The 16,377-nt window shown below is 47.7% G+C and carries 13 protein-coding genes; 6 read left to right on the plus strand and 7 right to left on the minus strand.

Annotated features, from left to right (window positions below; translation table 11 throughout):
• The first annotated feature begins 317 nt into the window (after window positions 1-317).
• The 3 genes from QUA04_RS06325 (at window position 318) to QUA04_RS06335 (ending at window position 3,820) form a co-directional block, all read left to right on the plus strand.
• Window positions 318-2,027 (plus strand): pentapeptide repeat-containing protein, encoded by a 1,710-nt coding sequence (locus QUA04_RS06325; RefSeq protein WP_333254880.1) that lies wholly within the window; start codon window positions 318-320, stop codon window positions 2,025-2,027.
• Window positions 2,028-2,105: 78 nt separating this feature from the next.
• Window positions 2,106-2,315, plus strand: a complete 210-nt coding sequence (locus QUA04_RS06330; protein ID WP_333254882.1) for a hypothetical protein — start codon at window positions 2,106-2,108, stop codon at window positions 2,313-2,315.
• A gap of 143 nt (window positions 2,316-2,458) precedes the next feature.
• On the plus strand, window positions 2,459-3,820 hold the full coding sequence (locus QUA04_RS06335; protein ID WP_333254884.1) for an MFS transporter: 1,362 nt from the start codon (window positions 2,459-2,461) through the stop codon (window positions 3,818-3,820).
• A 109-nt stretch (window positions 3,821-3,929) separates the two neighbouring features.
• Here the strand turns inward: QUA04_RS06335 and QUA04_RS06340 are convergent, their stop codons facing one another.
• From QUA04_RS06340 to QUA04_RS06360, 5 genes are all read right to left on the minus strand, one after another.
• Window positions 3,930-6,023, minus strand: coding sequence for a HEAT repeat domain-containing protein (locus QUA04_RS06340; RefSeq protein WP_333254886.1), 2,094 nt, complete (start codon window positions 6,021-6,023; stop codon window positions 3,930-3,932).
• A 217-nt stretch (window positions 6,024-6,240) separates the two neighbouring features.
• Complete coding sequence (nirD, locus tag QUA04_RS06345) at window positions 6,241-6,600, minus strand: nitrite reductase small subunit NirD (protein ID WP_333057424.1); 360 nt, start codon at window positions 6,598-6,600, stop codon at window positions 6,241-6,243.
• 222 nt (window positions 6,601-6,822) lie between these two features.
• Window positions 6,823-9,387, minus strand: coding sequence for a nitrite reductase large subunit NirB (nirB, locus tag QUA04_RS06350; RefSeq protein ID WP_333254888.1), 2,565 nt, complete (start codon window positions 9,385-9,387; stop codon window positions 6,823-6,825).
• A 385-nt stretch (window positions 9,388-9,772) separates the two neighbouring features.
• Entirely contained in the window at window positions 9,773-10,561 is a 789-nt protein-coding gene (locus QUA04_RS06355) for an ABC-2 family transporter protein (RefSeq protein ID WP_333254890.1), read from the minus strand.
• 200 nt (window positions 10,562-10,761) lie between these two features.
• Window positions 10,762-11,742: an ATP-binding cassette domain-containing protein gene (locus QUA04_RS06360; RefSeq protein ID WP_333254892.1), complete on the minus strand. Its 981-nt coding sequence runs from the start codon at window positions 11,740-11,742 to the stop codon at window positions 10,762-10,764.
• 198 nt (window positions 11,743-11,940) lie between these two features.
• Between QUA04_RS06360 and QUA04_RS06365 the strand changes: the two genes are divergently transcribed.
• Complete coding sequence (locus tag QUA04_RS06365; RefSeq protein ID WP_333254894.1) at window positions 11,941-12,750, plus strand: calcium-binding protein; 810 nt, start codon at window positions 11,941-11,943, stop codon at window positions 12,748-12,750.
• Window positions 12,751-12,845: 95 nt separating this feature from the next.
• Here QUA04_RS06365 and QUA04_RS06370 read toward each other — a convergent pair whose 3' ends face one another.
• Window positions 12,846-13,646 (minus strand): SDR family oxidoreductase, encoded by an 801-nt coding sequence (locus tag QUA04_RS06370; RefSeq protein WP_333254897.1) that lies wholly within the window; start codon window positions 13,644-13,646, stop codon window positions 12,846-12,848.
• A gap of 292 nt (window positions 13,647-13,938) precedes the next feature.
• Here QUA04_RS06370 and QUA04_RS06375 point away from each other — a divergent pair, with 292 nt between their 5' ends.
• Both QUA04_RS06375 and QUA04_RS06380 read left to right on the plus strand, forming a co-directional pair.
• Window positions 13,939-14,865, plus strand: coding sequence for a DMT family transporter (locus QUA04_RS06375; RefSeq protein WP_333254899.1), 927 nt, complete (start codon window positions 13,939-13,941; stop codon window positions 14,863-14,865).
• Window positions 14,866-15,028: 163 nt separating this feature from the next.
• Window positions 15,029-15,886, plus strand: coding sequence for an Hpt domain-containing protein (locus QUA04_RS06380; RefSeq protein ID WP_333254900.1), 858 nt, complete (start codon window positions 15,029-15,031; stop codon window positions 15,884-15,886).
• A gap of 136 nt (window positions 15,887-16,022) precedes the next feature.
• Here QUA04_RS06380 and QUA04_RS06385 read toward each other — a convergent pair whose 3' ends face one another.
• Window positions 16,023-16,268: a hypothetical protein gene (locus tag QUA04_RS06385; RefSeq protein WP_333254902.1), complete on the minus strand. Its 246-nt coding sequence runs from the start codon at window positions 16,266-16,268 to the stop codon at window positions 16,023-16,025.
• Window positions 16,269-16,377 lie beyond the last annotated feature (109 nt).

The raw sequence follows: 16,377 nt of genomic DNA on the forward strand, positions 1-16,377 counted from the left end.
GCCATCTATAGGGGTAAAGTACCCACGGATCACCCGGAGGACATGAGTTCTTGCAGTAAGTAGTAGAAGTAGTGTTGCCGTGCCTAGCCCGCTCGTGTTCCGTGCATACCTTACAGTTAAAGTTATTGACCGTAAGCATCCAGGATACAAGCCCCCGGATTCATCGGTCCAGAAATAAAAAACCTGTATCCGATCAACAAGCCCCCGAATTTATCTGGGGGGTCAATGCTTCAATCTAAAATCTAAAATCTAAAATCTAAAATAGATTGACCAGCGGGTTCTAAAACAACTAAATTGCCAGCCCCCCAATCTGCGGAATGCAAACACAAGAATTTTTACAACGCTATCAACAGGGAGAGCGCAACTTTGGTCACATTGACCTCAGCGGCGCTAGTTTAAGCGGTGTTAACCTGCGAGATATAGACCTCACTGGTGCTAACTTGACCGGCGCTAATTTAAGCTGGTCTTTTTTGAGCAATGCCAAGTTGATAGGGGCTTGTTTGCGTCGCGCGGATCTCCGCAGTGCGGGGCTAGCTGGGGCGAATCTGAGCGGGGCAAATTTGAGCGGGGCAAATCTTGCTAAAGCGGATTTGCGCCTTGCTTGTTTGGAAGCAGCAGAACTCAATTGGGCCGCGTTCCCCGAAGCGGATTTGGGCGGTGCTAATCTTCAAGGAGTTAAATCTGACCAGATTAATTTTGCCGGGGCTAAACTCGACGGCGCGAAGTTGATGGCGGCGGAATTGATGGAGGCGAATCTCAACCGCGCCAGTCTTGTTGGTGCTAATTTAACGGGTGCTAATTTGCGGGAAGCGCATTTGGTGGAAGCGAATTTGCGATCGGCAAATTTAATCGGTGTAAATTTGATTGAATCTGACTTGAATGGCGCTCAAATGCGATCGGCAAATCTGACGGGCGCTGACTTGCACCGAGCTGTGCTGGCGGGGGCGGATTTGACTGAGGCGGTGCTGGATAACGCTGATTTGAGTCGAGCTAATCTGGCGGGTTCTTATTTATTGAAAGCGAGTTTTAAGAAGGCACTTTTGCTGCGAGCTAACCTGCAAGGAGTGTATTTGCTGCGAGCTGATTTGAGCGAAGCGAATTTGCGAAGTGCTGATTTGCGGAAAGCTGATTTGAGTGGCGCTTATTTGATGGATGCCATGTTGGGTGAGGCGGATTTAAGAGAAGCTTGTTTGATTGAGTGCCGTTTGATTCGGACGAATTTGGAGGGGGCGCAGCTTACGGGTTGCTGCATTCAAAATTGGCAAGTTCAAGATGTCGATCTGTCGAGAGTTGACTGCAGCTATGTTTTTACTCAGTTTGATTATACTGCGAAAGTTGCGGCAAATCGCTTTCCGGTCAATCGCGATTTTGAGTCGGGGGAATTGGGGCGGCAGCATCAAGAGGACAGTTCTATTGTGAAGGTGTTTTTTGAGGAAGCTCCTAATTGGGAGGCTTTGGTTTTTACGCTGCGTCGCGTGGAGTTGGAAAGCCGCGAACTCAAATTGAATGTTCAATTTTTTGAGTCCGCAGGAGAACAAAATTTACTGAGGCTGAGTGCGAACCGTTTGGTGAACGGCAAGATTTTGGGCGATCGCATTTTGGAGCTTTATCCAGATATGTTGGAAAAGGTTTTAGCCAAGGGCGCTGAAATTTTGAGTTTGCTCGACTTGGCTATTCCTAGTAACAGTGTGGAGCCGGGGGAGCCGACTCACAAGGAAATATTGCTCAGAAGACAGGAAATCTACCAGCGAATGGTGCGCCAAATTTCGTTTATTTTGATGTCTCAGACGCCGGATAAATTCTCCGAAAGCGTGCAGCGGCTGTTGGATTATTTGAAGCAGCAAGGTATCCCGACAGAGCAGATTCAAAAGAAAGTCATCAGTCAGGCGATCGTGCAGCGGGCGAAGCAAGACCCGGGTTTTCGGGAACAGTTGCTCGCGTGGGAGAAAACGGCGTCCGATCGCGTTCGCGGTTCGATGATGGGGGAAGCGGTGCGGTATGCGATCGGCCTTTTGATTGATTATTAACAGTTAATAGTTAACACTTGAAGCCAGAGAGCGGCTAAGGCCCGCACTTGCTCTTGTGCGTCGGAAACTGCAAGCCTCGTGCAGCGGGCGAAGCAATACCAAGTTTTTCGGGAACAGTTGCTCACGTCGGAGAAAACGGCTTCGGATTGCGATCGATCGCTGTTCGGTAATGGGGGAAGCGGTGCGGTATGCGATCGTCCTTTGGTGGGAATGAATAGACATAGAAGTGAAAAGCCAGTCCAGGGAGGGCTGAATGCCTGCCCCACAAGAATTGTTGGAGATATCTAATAAAGACGAGAAACGAAGTGCCGTTGTGACAGGGCAATTCTCGGCAAATTAGCAGCTCTTACCTATACCCCTAGGGGGGATATAATGGAACGATAGCTCAAATAACTTTTGCAAGTATTTCTAAAAAATTTAGGGGTTGAAAAATGAGACGGACTCCTCAGTTGCTCCAGTGTTTAAGGAATCGGGTGTTTGCCAGACTGTACTTTGCACAGACAATCAACCTGATTGGAGATGCCTTGACATGGGTGGGGCTGGCACTGCTGGCATTTGAACTTGCAGGTAAGAATGCAGGTGTGATCTTGTCTGGAGCATTGACCCTACGGGTTGCAGCATTCGTTCTACTCTCTCCCCTAGCAGGCGCGATTGCTGACCGTTTCGATCGCAAGCGCATTATGGTGGTGACGCATCTGGCACGGATGGTGATTATCAGCTTGTTGCCATTTGTAACCCAGGCATGGCAGATTTACGCGATCGTTTTTGGGCTCAATGTCTTTTACGCCTTTTTCACACCCACCTACACGGCAACGATTCCTCTAGTTACAGGGCCAAACGAGTATCCACAGGCAATTGCCCTCTCTAGCGCCACGTTTCAGCTACTCGGTGTCCTGGGTCCCGGCTTGGCTGGAGGAGTGGCAGCTTTCGTTGGCGCACGGCAAGTCTTTTTTCTCGATGCCCTTAGCTTTTTGATTGCTGGTGTTCTGATTGTGACCCTGCCTGGACAATTGAGAGTAGAGCAGAATCAGTCAGCGAGAACTGTGAGTCGTACCTGGCAAGATATTCGAGAAGGAACCACTCGCTTATGGACTGACCCCCCGATTCGGTATGCTCTGGCAATGCAGTTAGTTGCCTCAATCACCGGTGCCCAAATTTTGGTGAACACAGTGAGCTATGTGCAAGGAACGCTGCAACTGGGCAAGGTTGAGTATGGCTGGGTAATGGCAAGCTTTGGAATTGGTGCAACCCTGGCATCTGTAGTCTTCGGCAATTTTAATCAACGCCTGCCACGCACGACTTTCGTAGCGATCGGAGCAACTTTAATTACCATCGCGCTTCTTCCGGCAAGTTTTGCTAGTCTGATACCGCTTTTGTTACTGTGGCTTGTTGCTGGTGCAGGTCAATCGCTGGTGAACTTGCCAACTCAGACCTTGATCGCAGATCGCATCCCTACGGATATTCAAGGACGGGTTTACGGGGCACACTTTGCCTGGAGTCACCTATGGTGGGCTTTTTCCTATCCCCTTGCAGGTTGGCTCGGCATTCATTTCATCGGTCAAACATTTTTCTATGGCAGCTTGATTGGCTTAGTGCTACTGGTTGCCATACAATTCACACTCAAACCTCAATCATCTAGCTCTGTTCCGGCAGCAGATGGGTTGTGGCACAAGCATGAACATACCCACGATGAAGCGCATCAACACGATCATTCAATAGACACTTTTACTCATCAAGCTCACAGTCATTTGCATTTTCATACTGCACCTCACGGCTCTACGCAATCTAGCTAACAAAGTCAATAGACATCTTCAGAAACTCTCAAAGTCTTTTCCTTATTAATAACTTGCCATCGCTCGGACAAACTTTATTTTTCCGAGAGGTCAAAAGGATTATTTCTGTTTACCAGTCTTGGCTGCGTAGCCGGCGCTCCGCTAAGGCCCGCACTTGCTCTTCTGCGTCGGAAGCTGCAAGCGATCGCAACAACGGCACAACTCCGGGATTTTCGGGATAATGTTCGATAATCGCTTCGAGTGCTGTAAACCTGGGATTGTAAGGAAAAGAACCGTTTTGATTGTCAACATCGCTCAAAGCTCGATCGCGCAAAAACTCAAACATTCCCGGCTCGTCTTTCCATCCCCGCATTAACTCTACCAGGGCGATCGCCCGCACCTGCGAATCTTCATCCTTTTGAGATCTACTTTTGAGCCACTCGAAAGTTTCAGACTGATTTGTCCACCCCCGCGCTAACTTTTGCAAAGCGATTTGCCTAACAGCGGGACTCTCATCGCCCTCTGCTTGAGCCTCCAGCAGCATCCAAGTTTCAGGAGTGTCTGGCCAGTTGTAAGCGAGTTCAAGCACCGCCGCTTGCCGTACCAGGGCTTCCCCAGAATCGAGCTGAATTTTTACCCAAGGCAAGGTTTCCGGGTCGTCGGGCCACCCCCGCACGATCGATCGCACCAGCACGCTTAGCAGGTGAGAATCATGCTCGGACTCGACCCGGCTTTTGAGGAAAGGCAGCGTCTCGCCCCGGTGAGACCAGCGTTTTGCGATCTCTTCCACCGCCGTTTCTCGGACGTTCAGGTGTCTGTCTGACTCCGCGAGATTTTGCAACCAGCCAAAGACTTCGAGACTGCCGGACGCCAGTGCGGCGACAGCCTCCACTACTACTTGCCGCACAGTCCAGTAATCCTCGGAATCAGCTATTTTTTGCAGCAGGGGCAGGGTTTCTGGGTGGTCGGGCCAACCTGCGGCTATCTGTTGTAGGGCTATTTCTCGCAGATCGGCGTCGCGATCGCCCAATGCTATATTTTTCAAAAAAGTCAGAGTTTCGGGGTTCCCGGGCCAGCCAGAGGCAATTGCTTGCACGGCTGAGCGCCGGACGCTCGAACTCGCGTCGGACTCGGCTTTAGTTTTCAGCAGCGGGTAAATGTCTGGTTCGTCGGGCCAGTGCGAGGCTAATTCTTCTAAGGCTGCTGTCCGCACTTCTTTGCTGCTGTCGGATTCGGCTAGGGTTTTCAGCAGCAGGCAAACGTCGGCTGCGGCGGGCCAGCCCGCTGCCAACTCCCGCACCGCTACGGTTCGCAGGATAGAACTTCCAGTCTGGGCAAGGTTTTTGAGCAGGGAGGCCGTGCCTAAAAGGCTGTGCCAACCTCTGGCTATTTCTTGCCACGCTGCGACTCGCACTCCCAAATTTTCGTCGGATTCGGCGGCGCTTCTCAGCAGCAGCAAGGTATCTGTGCGATCGGGCCAATTAGAGGCCAATTGTTCGAGTGCTGCGGTGCGGACTGCGGGACTTTGATCGAACTGAGCCAGGACACTCAGCAGCGACAAGGTATCGCTCGTGTCTGGCCAACCACAAGCCATTTCTCGCACACAGGTCGAGCGCACTGCCCAGCTTTGATCAGATTTGGCGAGTTTTTTGAGCATCAGGTAAATTTCTGGCTGGTCTGGCCAACCACGGGCTATTGCTTCGACTGCTGTGGCTCGGACTTCGCCACAGTCGGTGGAGTGAGCGAGTATTTTCAGCCAGGGCAGGGTTTGCGGGTCGTTTTTCCAAGTTTGGGCGATCGCCGCGATCGATCGATTGCGAATTTGATAAGTTTCCTGCAATTCTTGAGCGCTTTGATAAAGAATCAGGAAACCCGTGCCGTATTGCGATAACTTTTTTAAAGCGTTTAACAGTTTTTTTGCGGCTTTTTTATTAACATCATTTTTCACTTTTAACAGGCATTGCGCTGCTAAAAACAAATTAATAAATTTTTCTTGTTGACCGTTTTGATCTGTGAGATATTCTATAATTTGGCTCGCTGTTTCTTTGTCGAGCCTCGCTGCAATTTCTCTGAGGACTTCGTGTAAAGATTCGTCCCGCCAGTGCTGGCCGAAAACTTGTATGTTGAGTTCGCCCCAAGTCAGTTGACCGATTTTGAGTTGGGCATGGATTAACTCTGCTACAGTCTGGGGATTATTTTCGGAAACAAGTTTTTTTAACAACATACCGATACCCTGCCCCTGAAGTTTGTTTGCATTGACAATCCTCGCATCAGCTCGGATATTAGTTGAGCTTTTTTTGAGCGAGCCTGGAGTATGGAACCAATCGACTCTATTTTATACGAAAAATACTGAGTCGGGAGGGCCCCAATGCAAAATCCGCCAGCACCCACAGGAATGTTAGGTGGTGGCGGATGGCGATCGAACAATTAAGCCGCTGAATCTAACTAACAGCTACTTGGACGCGATCGGCTACAACCCGAACCGCAAAAGTAGGAATCTTCACCGTTTCATCATCCAGACATTGCCCGGTAGTGAGACTAAAGTTTTGCTTGTAAATGGGAGAAGCAACTTTGAGAGTGCCGTTGCGATCGCCCACAATTCCCCGCGACAAAACAAAAGCTTTGCTAAACGGGTCGTAATTGCTAAGCGCATAAACTTCATCCCCGTTTCCCACTCGGAAAATCGCCACTTGCTCGCCTTTAACTAAAGCGCAAACTCCAGTATAAGGGGCGATCGCATCGAGAGAACACACATCTACCCAAGTAGTCACAGTATCCGAAACTTGTAATGATTGAACCATCTTCTTTTCCTGTTAATTTACTTCAATCTAGTGTTCTTGTCCCCCCCTTATTAAGGGGGGCTAGGGGGGATCTCCGGGTTTCCTAGGCTCTACCTGGGAACGAGATTATAGTGTTCCTGGACGCAAAAACCCGGTTTCTTAACGTAATTGCGTCATTTTAGATTGAGAATGAGAACGAGAAACCGGGTTTTTTTCGGTTGAGTGCGTCCAGGATTGTATAGGTTATTCCGAAACTCCAGCCAGAGCCTTTTCATATTCGTAAGGAGGCCGCGTTTGTCCCCGTTCCGCAACACGAACAATACTCGGATCTGGCAAATCGGAATTCACAAAATGCTGGAACCGCTGCACTTTTTGCGGGTCTTCAATCGTCGTTTTCCACTCACATTGATAAGTATTGACTAAATGTTCCATCTGCGCTTCTAATTCCGCACAAATGCCCAGAGAATCCTCAACAATTACCTGCTTTAAGTATTCAATGCCTCCCTCAAGTTTGTTCAACCAAGTAGCAGTACGTTCCAATCTGTCGGCGGTGCGGATGTAGAAAACCAAGAATCGATCGATATACTTAATCAGCGTTTCCTTATCGATATCCGTAGCCAGCAAAACCGCGTGCTGTGGCTTAATGCCGCCATTGCCGCACACATACAAATTCCAACCATTCTCCGTCGCAATTATCCCAAAGTCCTTGCTTTGAGCTTCCGCGCATTCGCGAGTGCAACCAGAGACAGCAGATTTGAGCTTGTGGGGCGATCGCAAACCACGATACCGCAATTCAACCTCGATCGCCAAACTCGTTGAATCCTGCACCCCAAAGCGGCACCAAGTGCTACCAACACAAGATTTTACAGTACGCAGAGCCTTACCGTAAGCGTGTCCCGACTCAAATCCCGCATCAATCAACCGACGCCAAATATGCGGCAATTGATCCACACGAGCTCCAAACAAATCAATCCGTTGCCCGCCAGTAATCTTAGTATAAAGCCCAAAATCCCTGGCCACCTCACCCAAAACAATCAACTTATCCGGCGTGATTTCTCCCCCCGGTATTCGCGGCACCACCGAATAAGTACCATCGCGCTGAATGTTGGCCAAAAAGTAATCGTTCGTATCTTGCAAACCGACGTGAGACTTCTCTAAAATATGGTCATTCCAAGTAGAAGCCAGCATCGAACCAACAGCAGGCTTGCAAATTTCGCAACCCTTACCTTTGCCGTGTCTTTCAATCAACTCCTCAAAGGTTTTAATCTCTTGAGAGCGCACTAAATGGTACAATTCTTGACGAGAATATTCAAAATGTTCGCAAAGATTATTTTTGACTGCAAACCCAGCTTTCTTCATCTCCGCCTTGAAGATATCCGTCACTAAAGGCACGCAGCCGCCGCAGCCCGTCCCAGCTTGAGTGCATTTCTTGACGCTGGCAACATCAGTTAAATTGCGATCGCGAATCGCGGCACAAATCTGCCCTTTGGTAACATTATTGCAAGAACAAATTTGAGCCGAATCCGGCAAACTGTCTACTCCAAAACCCGCCGGGACTCCCCCTTCTCGCGGTGGCATTAACAAATCTTCGGGATGCGGCGGCAGAGCAATTTCATTTTGCATGAATTGCAGCAAAGTGCCGTAAGCCGAAGCATCTCCCACGAGAATTCCGCCTAAAATCCGGCTGCCGTCTTGATTTAAAACTAATTTTTTGTAAATGCCTTGGAAGGTGTCAGCGACAACAATTTCTTTAGCATCGGCCGACTTGGGAAAAGGATCTCCAAAACTAGCGACATCCACCCCCAATAATTTGAGTTTAGTGGACATATCCGCACCTGTAAAATTGCTTGTGGGACGGGCATCTTGCCCGTCATCCGCTACACGGCTCAAAATATCTGCTGCTACGCTTGCCATTGTATACCCAGGCGCAACTAAGCCGTAGATGCGGCTTTGATAAAGCGCGCATTCTCCGATCGCATAAATGTCAGGATCGGAGGTTTGGCAGCTATCATTAATCACAATGCCACCGCGTTCTCCTACTTCTATACCGCAACTTCTGGCCATTTCGTCGCGGGGGCGAATGCCAGCAGAAAACACAATCATATCTGTTGCCAATTCCGAACCGTCAGCAAACAGCATTTTAGTAACTTTACCATCTTCGCTGACAATTTCTGTGGTAGATTTGCTGGTATGAACCGAAACCCCCAACTCTTCTATTTTGCTGCGGAGAATTGCACCGCCAATTTCGTCAACTTGCACGGGCATCAGCCGCGATGCAAACTCAACAACGTGAGTTTTTAAACCCATATTTTGCAGAGCATTAGCACACTCTAGACCTAACAACCCGCCGCCAATTACTACACCAATTCGGCAATTTTTAGCGTAATCCGACATCGCCTCCAGGTCGTCAATTGTCCGGTAGACAAAAGTTCCTGTAGCGTCTTTGCCTTTAATTGATGGCACAAATGGATAGGAACCAGTGGCCAAAACAATTTTGTCGTAGGGAACTTCTAAACCGTTGGCTGAAGAGACTATTTTTTGTTCCCGATTAATGGCGACTGCTTTGTCGCCGATGTAAATTTGGATGCCGTTTTCTTGATAAAATCCCGGTGCAACTAAAGATAAATCTCCCGCTGTTTTGCCAGAGAAAAATCCGCTGAGGTTTACGCGATCGTAAGCAACGCGCGGTTCTTCACAAAAAGTAATTAAATTCCAGTGTTTGGCAGCATCCGAGCTGACCATTAACTCTAGGAACTTGTGACCTACCATGCCATTGCCGATTACAATGAGGTTTTTTTTGGCTGTCATTAGAATCTCTTTTATCCTGTTTATCAGTCGTTGGGTTAATTAATATAAGACTTTTTTGTAAACTTTTGTACTTATATATACAAAAAATAGAGGTTTATGCAATTGTCGAATACTCCCGATTGCATTTTTGCATGATGTGTGCGATCAAGGTAAATAGGGTGCTTCACTAAGTCTTTTTGAAAAAAAGATTAATATTTTACTGTCACATACCTTACAGTTTTCTAATTTTTAATTATTATTTAACTAACAAGCAGGAAGCCCCGCGCCAAAAATGGTACGAGTTGAGCAAGGGCATGAAAATGCACAACTTAAGTGGGTTGAATGCCCACTTGATTTATAACTATTCTCGCATATTAGCAATACCGTACCATCAGTTCTGGGGAGTTCACGCTCCCATGCCCGAATACTGCTTCAAGCCCTGGCGCCAAAGCCAGCGATTCCACACAAAAAACACCCCACTCCAACCCAACATTACCAACAAACTGCGGCCTACATCTACGGGCAATCCTATCAAGATTGAAGCCGGAAAATGAATCAAATAAGGAAACGGCGTCCACAAAACTACTTCGCGCACGGGTGCGGGAAACACTTCTAGCGGTGCGGTAATTCCCGATAAAAACAGGTAAGTTAAAGACCAAAATTGCTCGATCGCACTTGCCCTTTCCAGCCAAAAAGCAAACAGCGCAAAAGTATACTGTATCAGAAACCGCAAACAAAAAGTCAAGATGATAACCAACAAAAATAGCAAAAACCTGCCCAAACTCGGCAGCCAAAAAGACTGCGGGTAAAGTGCAAAAAACAGCAGCACCAATCCGAATACAAAGGGCAGCCTCGCAAACCTTTCGGAAACGTGAGATACGAAGTGGTGCCATACGGGATCGAGAGGTTGCAATAATCTATTAGATAGCCTGCCTTGCACTACTTCCTTTTCAAACTCCCAAATTACCCAAACTACATTTATTTGCCTGACAATGAAAGTGGCTAAAAAATAACGGGTAAAGTCGAGGGAATTCAGCCCAAATTGACCAGTTTTTGCCGCCTGCATCCAGACACCCATTAAGATAAATGGCAAAGCTCCCGACAGCGCCCACAAAAACAATTCTGCCCGGTATTCGAGCATATAAGCGTAGTAGGTGACAAACAAAGTTTTAGCAATTTTGAGGGATTTTCTCATATCAATTGTAAATTTAATTATTCGGTTTTAGCAACGGGCAAGATGCCGTTCTACAAAACAGTGAAACTCTAGTGGAATAGGCATCTTGCCTGTTCAATTTTTAGGTTTTAGCAACGGGCAAGATGCCCGGTTCACAAAAATTTGAAACTCTAGTGAAACAGATATCTTACCTCTTATAAAGAATGAACCCGCCAAAAACATTACACTTTTCCCGTGCGGAAAACGCGACCGATTACCTCTTCAATTGGCGGATCGGTAACAGTCAAATCTAGGACATCCAAGTCCGACAAAATCTTCGCCACGCTTACCGTCAGCTCTTCCCTTTTTACCAAAAACCGCACCGATTGTCCCTCAATAGATTCTACCTCCCCGTAAGCAAAAGCACTATCTTTTGCCAGCGGCTTAGCTAATTTTACCTGAACTTCCCGATAAGGTGCAAACCTGTCGAGCAATCCGTCCAAACTGCCATCATAAACTAATTGCCCTTCATGGATTAACAAAACGCGCTTGCACAAAGCAGTAATGTCAGCCATGTAGTGGCTCGTCAACAGCACCGTTGCTTGATAGCGCTCGTTATATTCTCGCAAAAATTGCCTGACGCTAAACTGTGCGTTTATATCCAAACCTAAAGTCGGTTCATCTAGAAATAATACTTCCGGTTGGTGCAGCAGCGCCGCCATCAATTCAGCTTTCATGCGTTCGCCTAAAGAAAGCTTTCTTACCGCCTGATTTAACTTGCCTTCTAGTGACAGCATCTCTGTCAATTCTCCGACTCGCCGCCGATAATCTGCATCGGGAATGCCGTAGACAGCGGCATTGATTCGCAGAGAATCAAGCACAGGTAAATCCCAAATTAACTGCTGTTTCTGCCCCATCACTAAGGTGATTTTTTGCAGAAAATCTGCTTCCCGACGGAAAGGAGTACGATCGCACACACTCACCGTACCTGCAGACGGATAAATTAAACCCGTCAGCATTTTCAGCGTAGTAGTTTTGCCAGCACCGTTAGCACCTAGAAACCCCACGAACTCCCCCGGTTCAATACTGAAAGAAACGCCCTCAACTGCTTTTATATTGCGGTAAGCGCGACTAAAAAAGTGTCGCACTGTTCCTTTAAGCCCCGGTTCTTTAATCGCTACCGGATAAACTTTGCTCAAGTCTTCAACTAAGATAATTGGCATCGGCTCAAATTTTAACTTTTATTTTAATCTAGGGTATTTCCATCAGGCTTGTGCGAAGATGGAGCGATCGAGCTGTCTAGTAGGGCTCGCCAGCGATTGCTCGATCGCGAGTGAGAAAGTAACGGTGTTCTGGCGCACCCTACTAAACTGTAGAATATTGCACAATATCCATGCTCACATCGCACAAAGTTTACAACTATGGTACTCACCCCAGATAATTCAGGCATCTCTCGTTTGGTAGGAGACAATTCTCCTGAAAATATTACACTTGCACCAGGACAACTTGCTAGTTTTCCTGGGGGACTTTGGATGCTGGGCGGCAATGATACTGTCAGGGGCTCGTCAGATGCAGAACGGATTTTCGGCAACGATGGTAAAGACAGTCTGTTAGGCGGTGTCGGCAATGATTCTATTTACGGCGGCAAAGATGATGATGATGTTTTGGGAGAAACTGGGGACGATTTCTTGACAGGAGATAGAAATAGCGATTTCCTTGATGGGGGTGCGGGAAATGATTTGCTGCGCGGAGGACAAGGTGTTGATTTGTTAGTGGGCGGTGACGGTAATGATACTTTAATTGGCGACAGAGATGTGGATATTTACAAAGGTGGTGCAGGGAGCGATGTATTTGTTTTGAGAGTCGATCAAGCGGGAATCCGAGTAGTGGGAATTGAAGTTCCTGACGCGGTAATTGTGGATTTTGATAAATCTAGCGATTCAATTGGAATTAGTGTGCCATTTACCAGCAGCAATATCTCCTTGGAACAGGTAAGTTATAGCTTAAACGATCCGAGACTGCTGCTGATCGATCCTGCAACTATCTCGGGGGGAACGAGTTTGTTAGCCAAGGGCGGCATCTCGCAGCAAAGTCTCGATCCCGATGGCAACGGCCGTGTGGAAGCTACTAATATTAGATTCGGTTTTACTAATGCTTTGTTGGGTACTGTTTTGAATGTGACCCCAGCCGATTTAAACGGTCGTTTTATTAATGCTAATTCTTTGCTTTGAAGCAGCTAATTGATTAATTATATCTCAAGAACGGGCAAGATGACCGTTCCACAAAAAAAACTCAGTTTTTGTGGAACAGGCATCTTGCCCGTTCTTCAGTTGCCCTTTCCCATTGCCCACTGCATCAAACCGGGGAACAACCGATAAGCTTCCGACGCCAAAAAAGCCGGGCCGACGGTAACTTCTGCACGCTGATTTTTCACAGCATCCCAAATAGCTTTAGCAATATCTTCCGGCTGAGTTGCCCACTCAGATTTCAGCATTTTGCTCATTTGCTGACGGCGCAATTCGACTGCGGGTTCGTCTCGATCGCGAAATTGAGCTCTTTCTAAAAAATCGCTGTTAATCAAGCCCGGATGCACGGCGCAAACGTGAATACCTTGAGGCGCTAATTCCAATCGCAAAGTTTCTGTTAAACCGGTTACTGCATATTTGCTGGCACAATAAGCAGTCATTTGAGGCAAAGGCATTTTGCCACCAATGGAACCAACATTAACTATTGTCCCAGTTTTTCGTTCCAAAAAATGTGGCAATATTTCTTGAATTGTGTTAACGCAGCCCCAAAAATTGGTATTCATTAATTGCTGCCAGTCTTCGGAGGTTGTGTGCTCGATCGCCCCCGTGAGACAAATGCCCGCATTGTTAACCAAAACATCAATGTTGCCACAGGCATCTAGGGCTTTTTGGACGATCGCCCGCACTTGGTGAATGTCGCCAACATCCCCCGGAATAGCTACAGCGGAAGTGCCTTCTCGCTGCACTTGAGCCGCTGCTGCTGCCAATCTCTCTGGCTGGCGAGCTACCATCACTACATCGTAACCTTTACTTGCAAATAAAATTGCTGTTGCTTTGCCACTTCCTTGAGAAGCGCCTGTAATCAAAACTGTAGGAGCCATAGATAGTTATAAATTGTAATTGGGTAATTTGTTTTTTGCGATATTGAAACTATAACAGAGGTCAGGTAATTTTAGGGCGCTATACATTAATAATTATTGAGTATAGGAATTTTTTGTGCTTCGGCAACGGGATTTTTTTCAACGAACCGCGAAGGCGCGTTAGGCGAAGCCGCGCGTAAGCGCTAGGACTCGAAGGAAGAGAGGAAAAGAGAAGATAAAGAATTCAGATTTGTGCAAAAATTGCTATGTATATATTACTTTAGGCAGTTACTAATTACCAATTATCCCCAAAATGAATCTTCCCAAACAAACGCCGAATTGGTCGATCGTCCTAGTGTTAATTATCGGTGTTTTAGCCGTCTCAACTTCCTCAATCTTAATTCGGCTGGCTAACTTTTCAGCAGGGGCGGGCGGTTTGGGTTTCAGTCTGGTGCTCGCGGCCTCTCGTCTGACTTTATCTGCTTTAATTCTGCTTCCGGCTTGGCGGAAAATTCAGTGGAACGCCCTGCAACCGGGAGCTCGGCGCTATGCTGCTACTGCGGGTTTGTGTCTCGCCCTGCATTTTGCCCTCTGGATAACCTCACTTTCTTATACTTCGATCGCCGCCTCGACTGCCCTTGTCACCACTAATCCTGTCTGGGTAGCGCTGTTGTCGCGCTTCTGGTTCGGGGAAAAACTCAGCAAAATGTCGATCGCTGGCATTACTATAGCCCTGACTGGGGGAATGGCGATCGCCCTTGGAAGTGCGGGCGCAGCTAATGCTGGCAGCAGCCAACTGCTTGGCGATTTCCTGGCTCTGGCTGGTTCCTGGGCTGTCAGCTTGTATTTGCTACTGGGCCGGGAAGCTCAGCGGCGGGGACTGGGAATTGGTGGCTATATCGCCATCGCCTATACTGTTGCTGCGATCGTCCTGCTGCCTCTCCCCTTCGCCTTCGGCACTACTTATACTAATTACCCCAACATTGTATATTTTTATATTTTGTTGACCGCCGCTTTGCCTCAGTTAGTCGGCCACACCATTTTGAACTGGGCCGTAGTGCAGATTTCCCCAACTCTGGTAACTCTTGCCATCTTGTTTGAACCGGTTGGGGCGAGTTGGTTGGGTTATTTGCTGTTTGGGGAAGTGCCGGCGCCGGCGGTACTCGCAGGTGCTGCGGTGCTGCTGTTGGGGGTAGCAACCGCTACCGTCGGAGCAAAAAAAATTACTGTCAACAGTTAAGAGTTAACCGTTTTCGACATTGCCACTACAGTTGCCGTGAGTCAGAATAAAACAAATTAGGGCTTAAAAACCCCAATTACTCATCAGTGAAATATCGATTCAAAACTATCAAAGGTCTGAGTAATGACTAATAATACTCGGGTGCCTCTAGGAGAATAAAATTATGCTGCCAGAACAACTACAGCGGATCATCGGCTACTTTATCGAAGAAGCCACAGAACAGATCCAAATTATCGAACAAGGCTTGCAAGATCTGCAAAACACCGTGCCAGCTCCCCAAAGAATACACCAGCTCATCCGAGCCTCGCACTCGATTAAAGGGGGAGCAGCTATGCTCGGATTTAGCAGCATTCAGCGCATTGCTCATCGGTTGGAGGATTATTTAAAGCTGCTCAGAGAATGTCCGATCGGCATTGATAGCAGGCTACAATCGCTCTTAACCGAAGTTTTTGATATTTTAGCAGCCCTCGTGTCAAAGGTTTCTAAGGGTTTTGGGCTCAACCACGAAGAGGCAAACCAAATGCTCTCCCTCGCCGAACCGGTTTTTGACGAACTCGACGCTTACCTGAGATTGCGAATTCCCACTCGCGTGACTGTGAGAGCTACTACGGACGAACATATTCACATTTTCTCCGGTTACTGCACCTCCTTGAGCGAATTTTCCTCGGCTATTGCTTCGCGCGTCGGTTTGCTCGGAGGCACTATTACCCGCCACGATCAGGATAGCCAGGGCCTACGCCTTTGTATTGACATTTACCTACCGCCTTACACTAGGATCGAAAACATCCGCCAAGGTGTCGAACTCTCCGGCGCTATTATCGGGAATGTTCAGACGCAGCGCGACTTTTCGCTGCTGGCGACTGCGGATTATCCGGTTTACCAAAGTGCGATCGAACCTCCCGCAATTTGCATCGGATGCCGCTACTATTACGGCAGAAGCGATGGGGGCTACCTGCTCAACTGCACGATCCATCCCCGCGGCCCGGAAACAGAAGATTGTCGCGATCGCGAACCGGAATAACCGCTGAAAACTCAGCCCTCGGAAGCACGATTTGCCACCCGAAAAACTCTTCTGAAACCCATATTTTCCCTGAAACTTTTCACATTACCTCCTGCCAAATTCTTTTTCAGTTCCTAGATAACAATATCTTTCTCTCTTAGACAACTAAATCCTTCTTCCTTCTAAAAGATCCCCTAACAACTGATACCGCAACTCGAATTAATTGCATCATGCTTGCAGGATGAGCGATCGCCCAGACATTGATTGTCAGACAAGTGATTGCCATAACTAGCAAGATGTATGTCGGAGGCATTACTACCCCGATCGCGAACCAGGTAAAAACGTGAAATATCATTGCTGTAGCCCAAAGGCTGGCGACAACCACAGACGCCCAAATTTGCATTCGAGGTCGGTTTAGTCCTATCAAAATCGCTGTCTGCAGAGTAGTCAGCAAGTTTGCCGGAACTAAAAAGGCACAGATAGCTATGCAGTAGGTATGAGAAAATTCAGTA

The organism is Microcoleus sp. S13_C5 (assembly GCF_036700845.1).
Lineage (GTDB): Bacteria > Cyanobacteriota > Cyanobacteriia > Cyanobacteriales > Microcoleaceae > Microcoleus.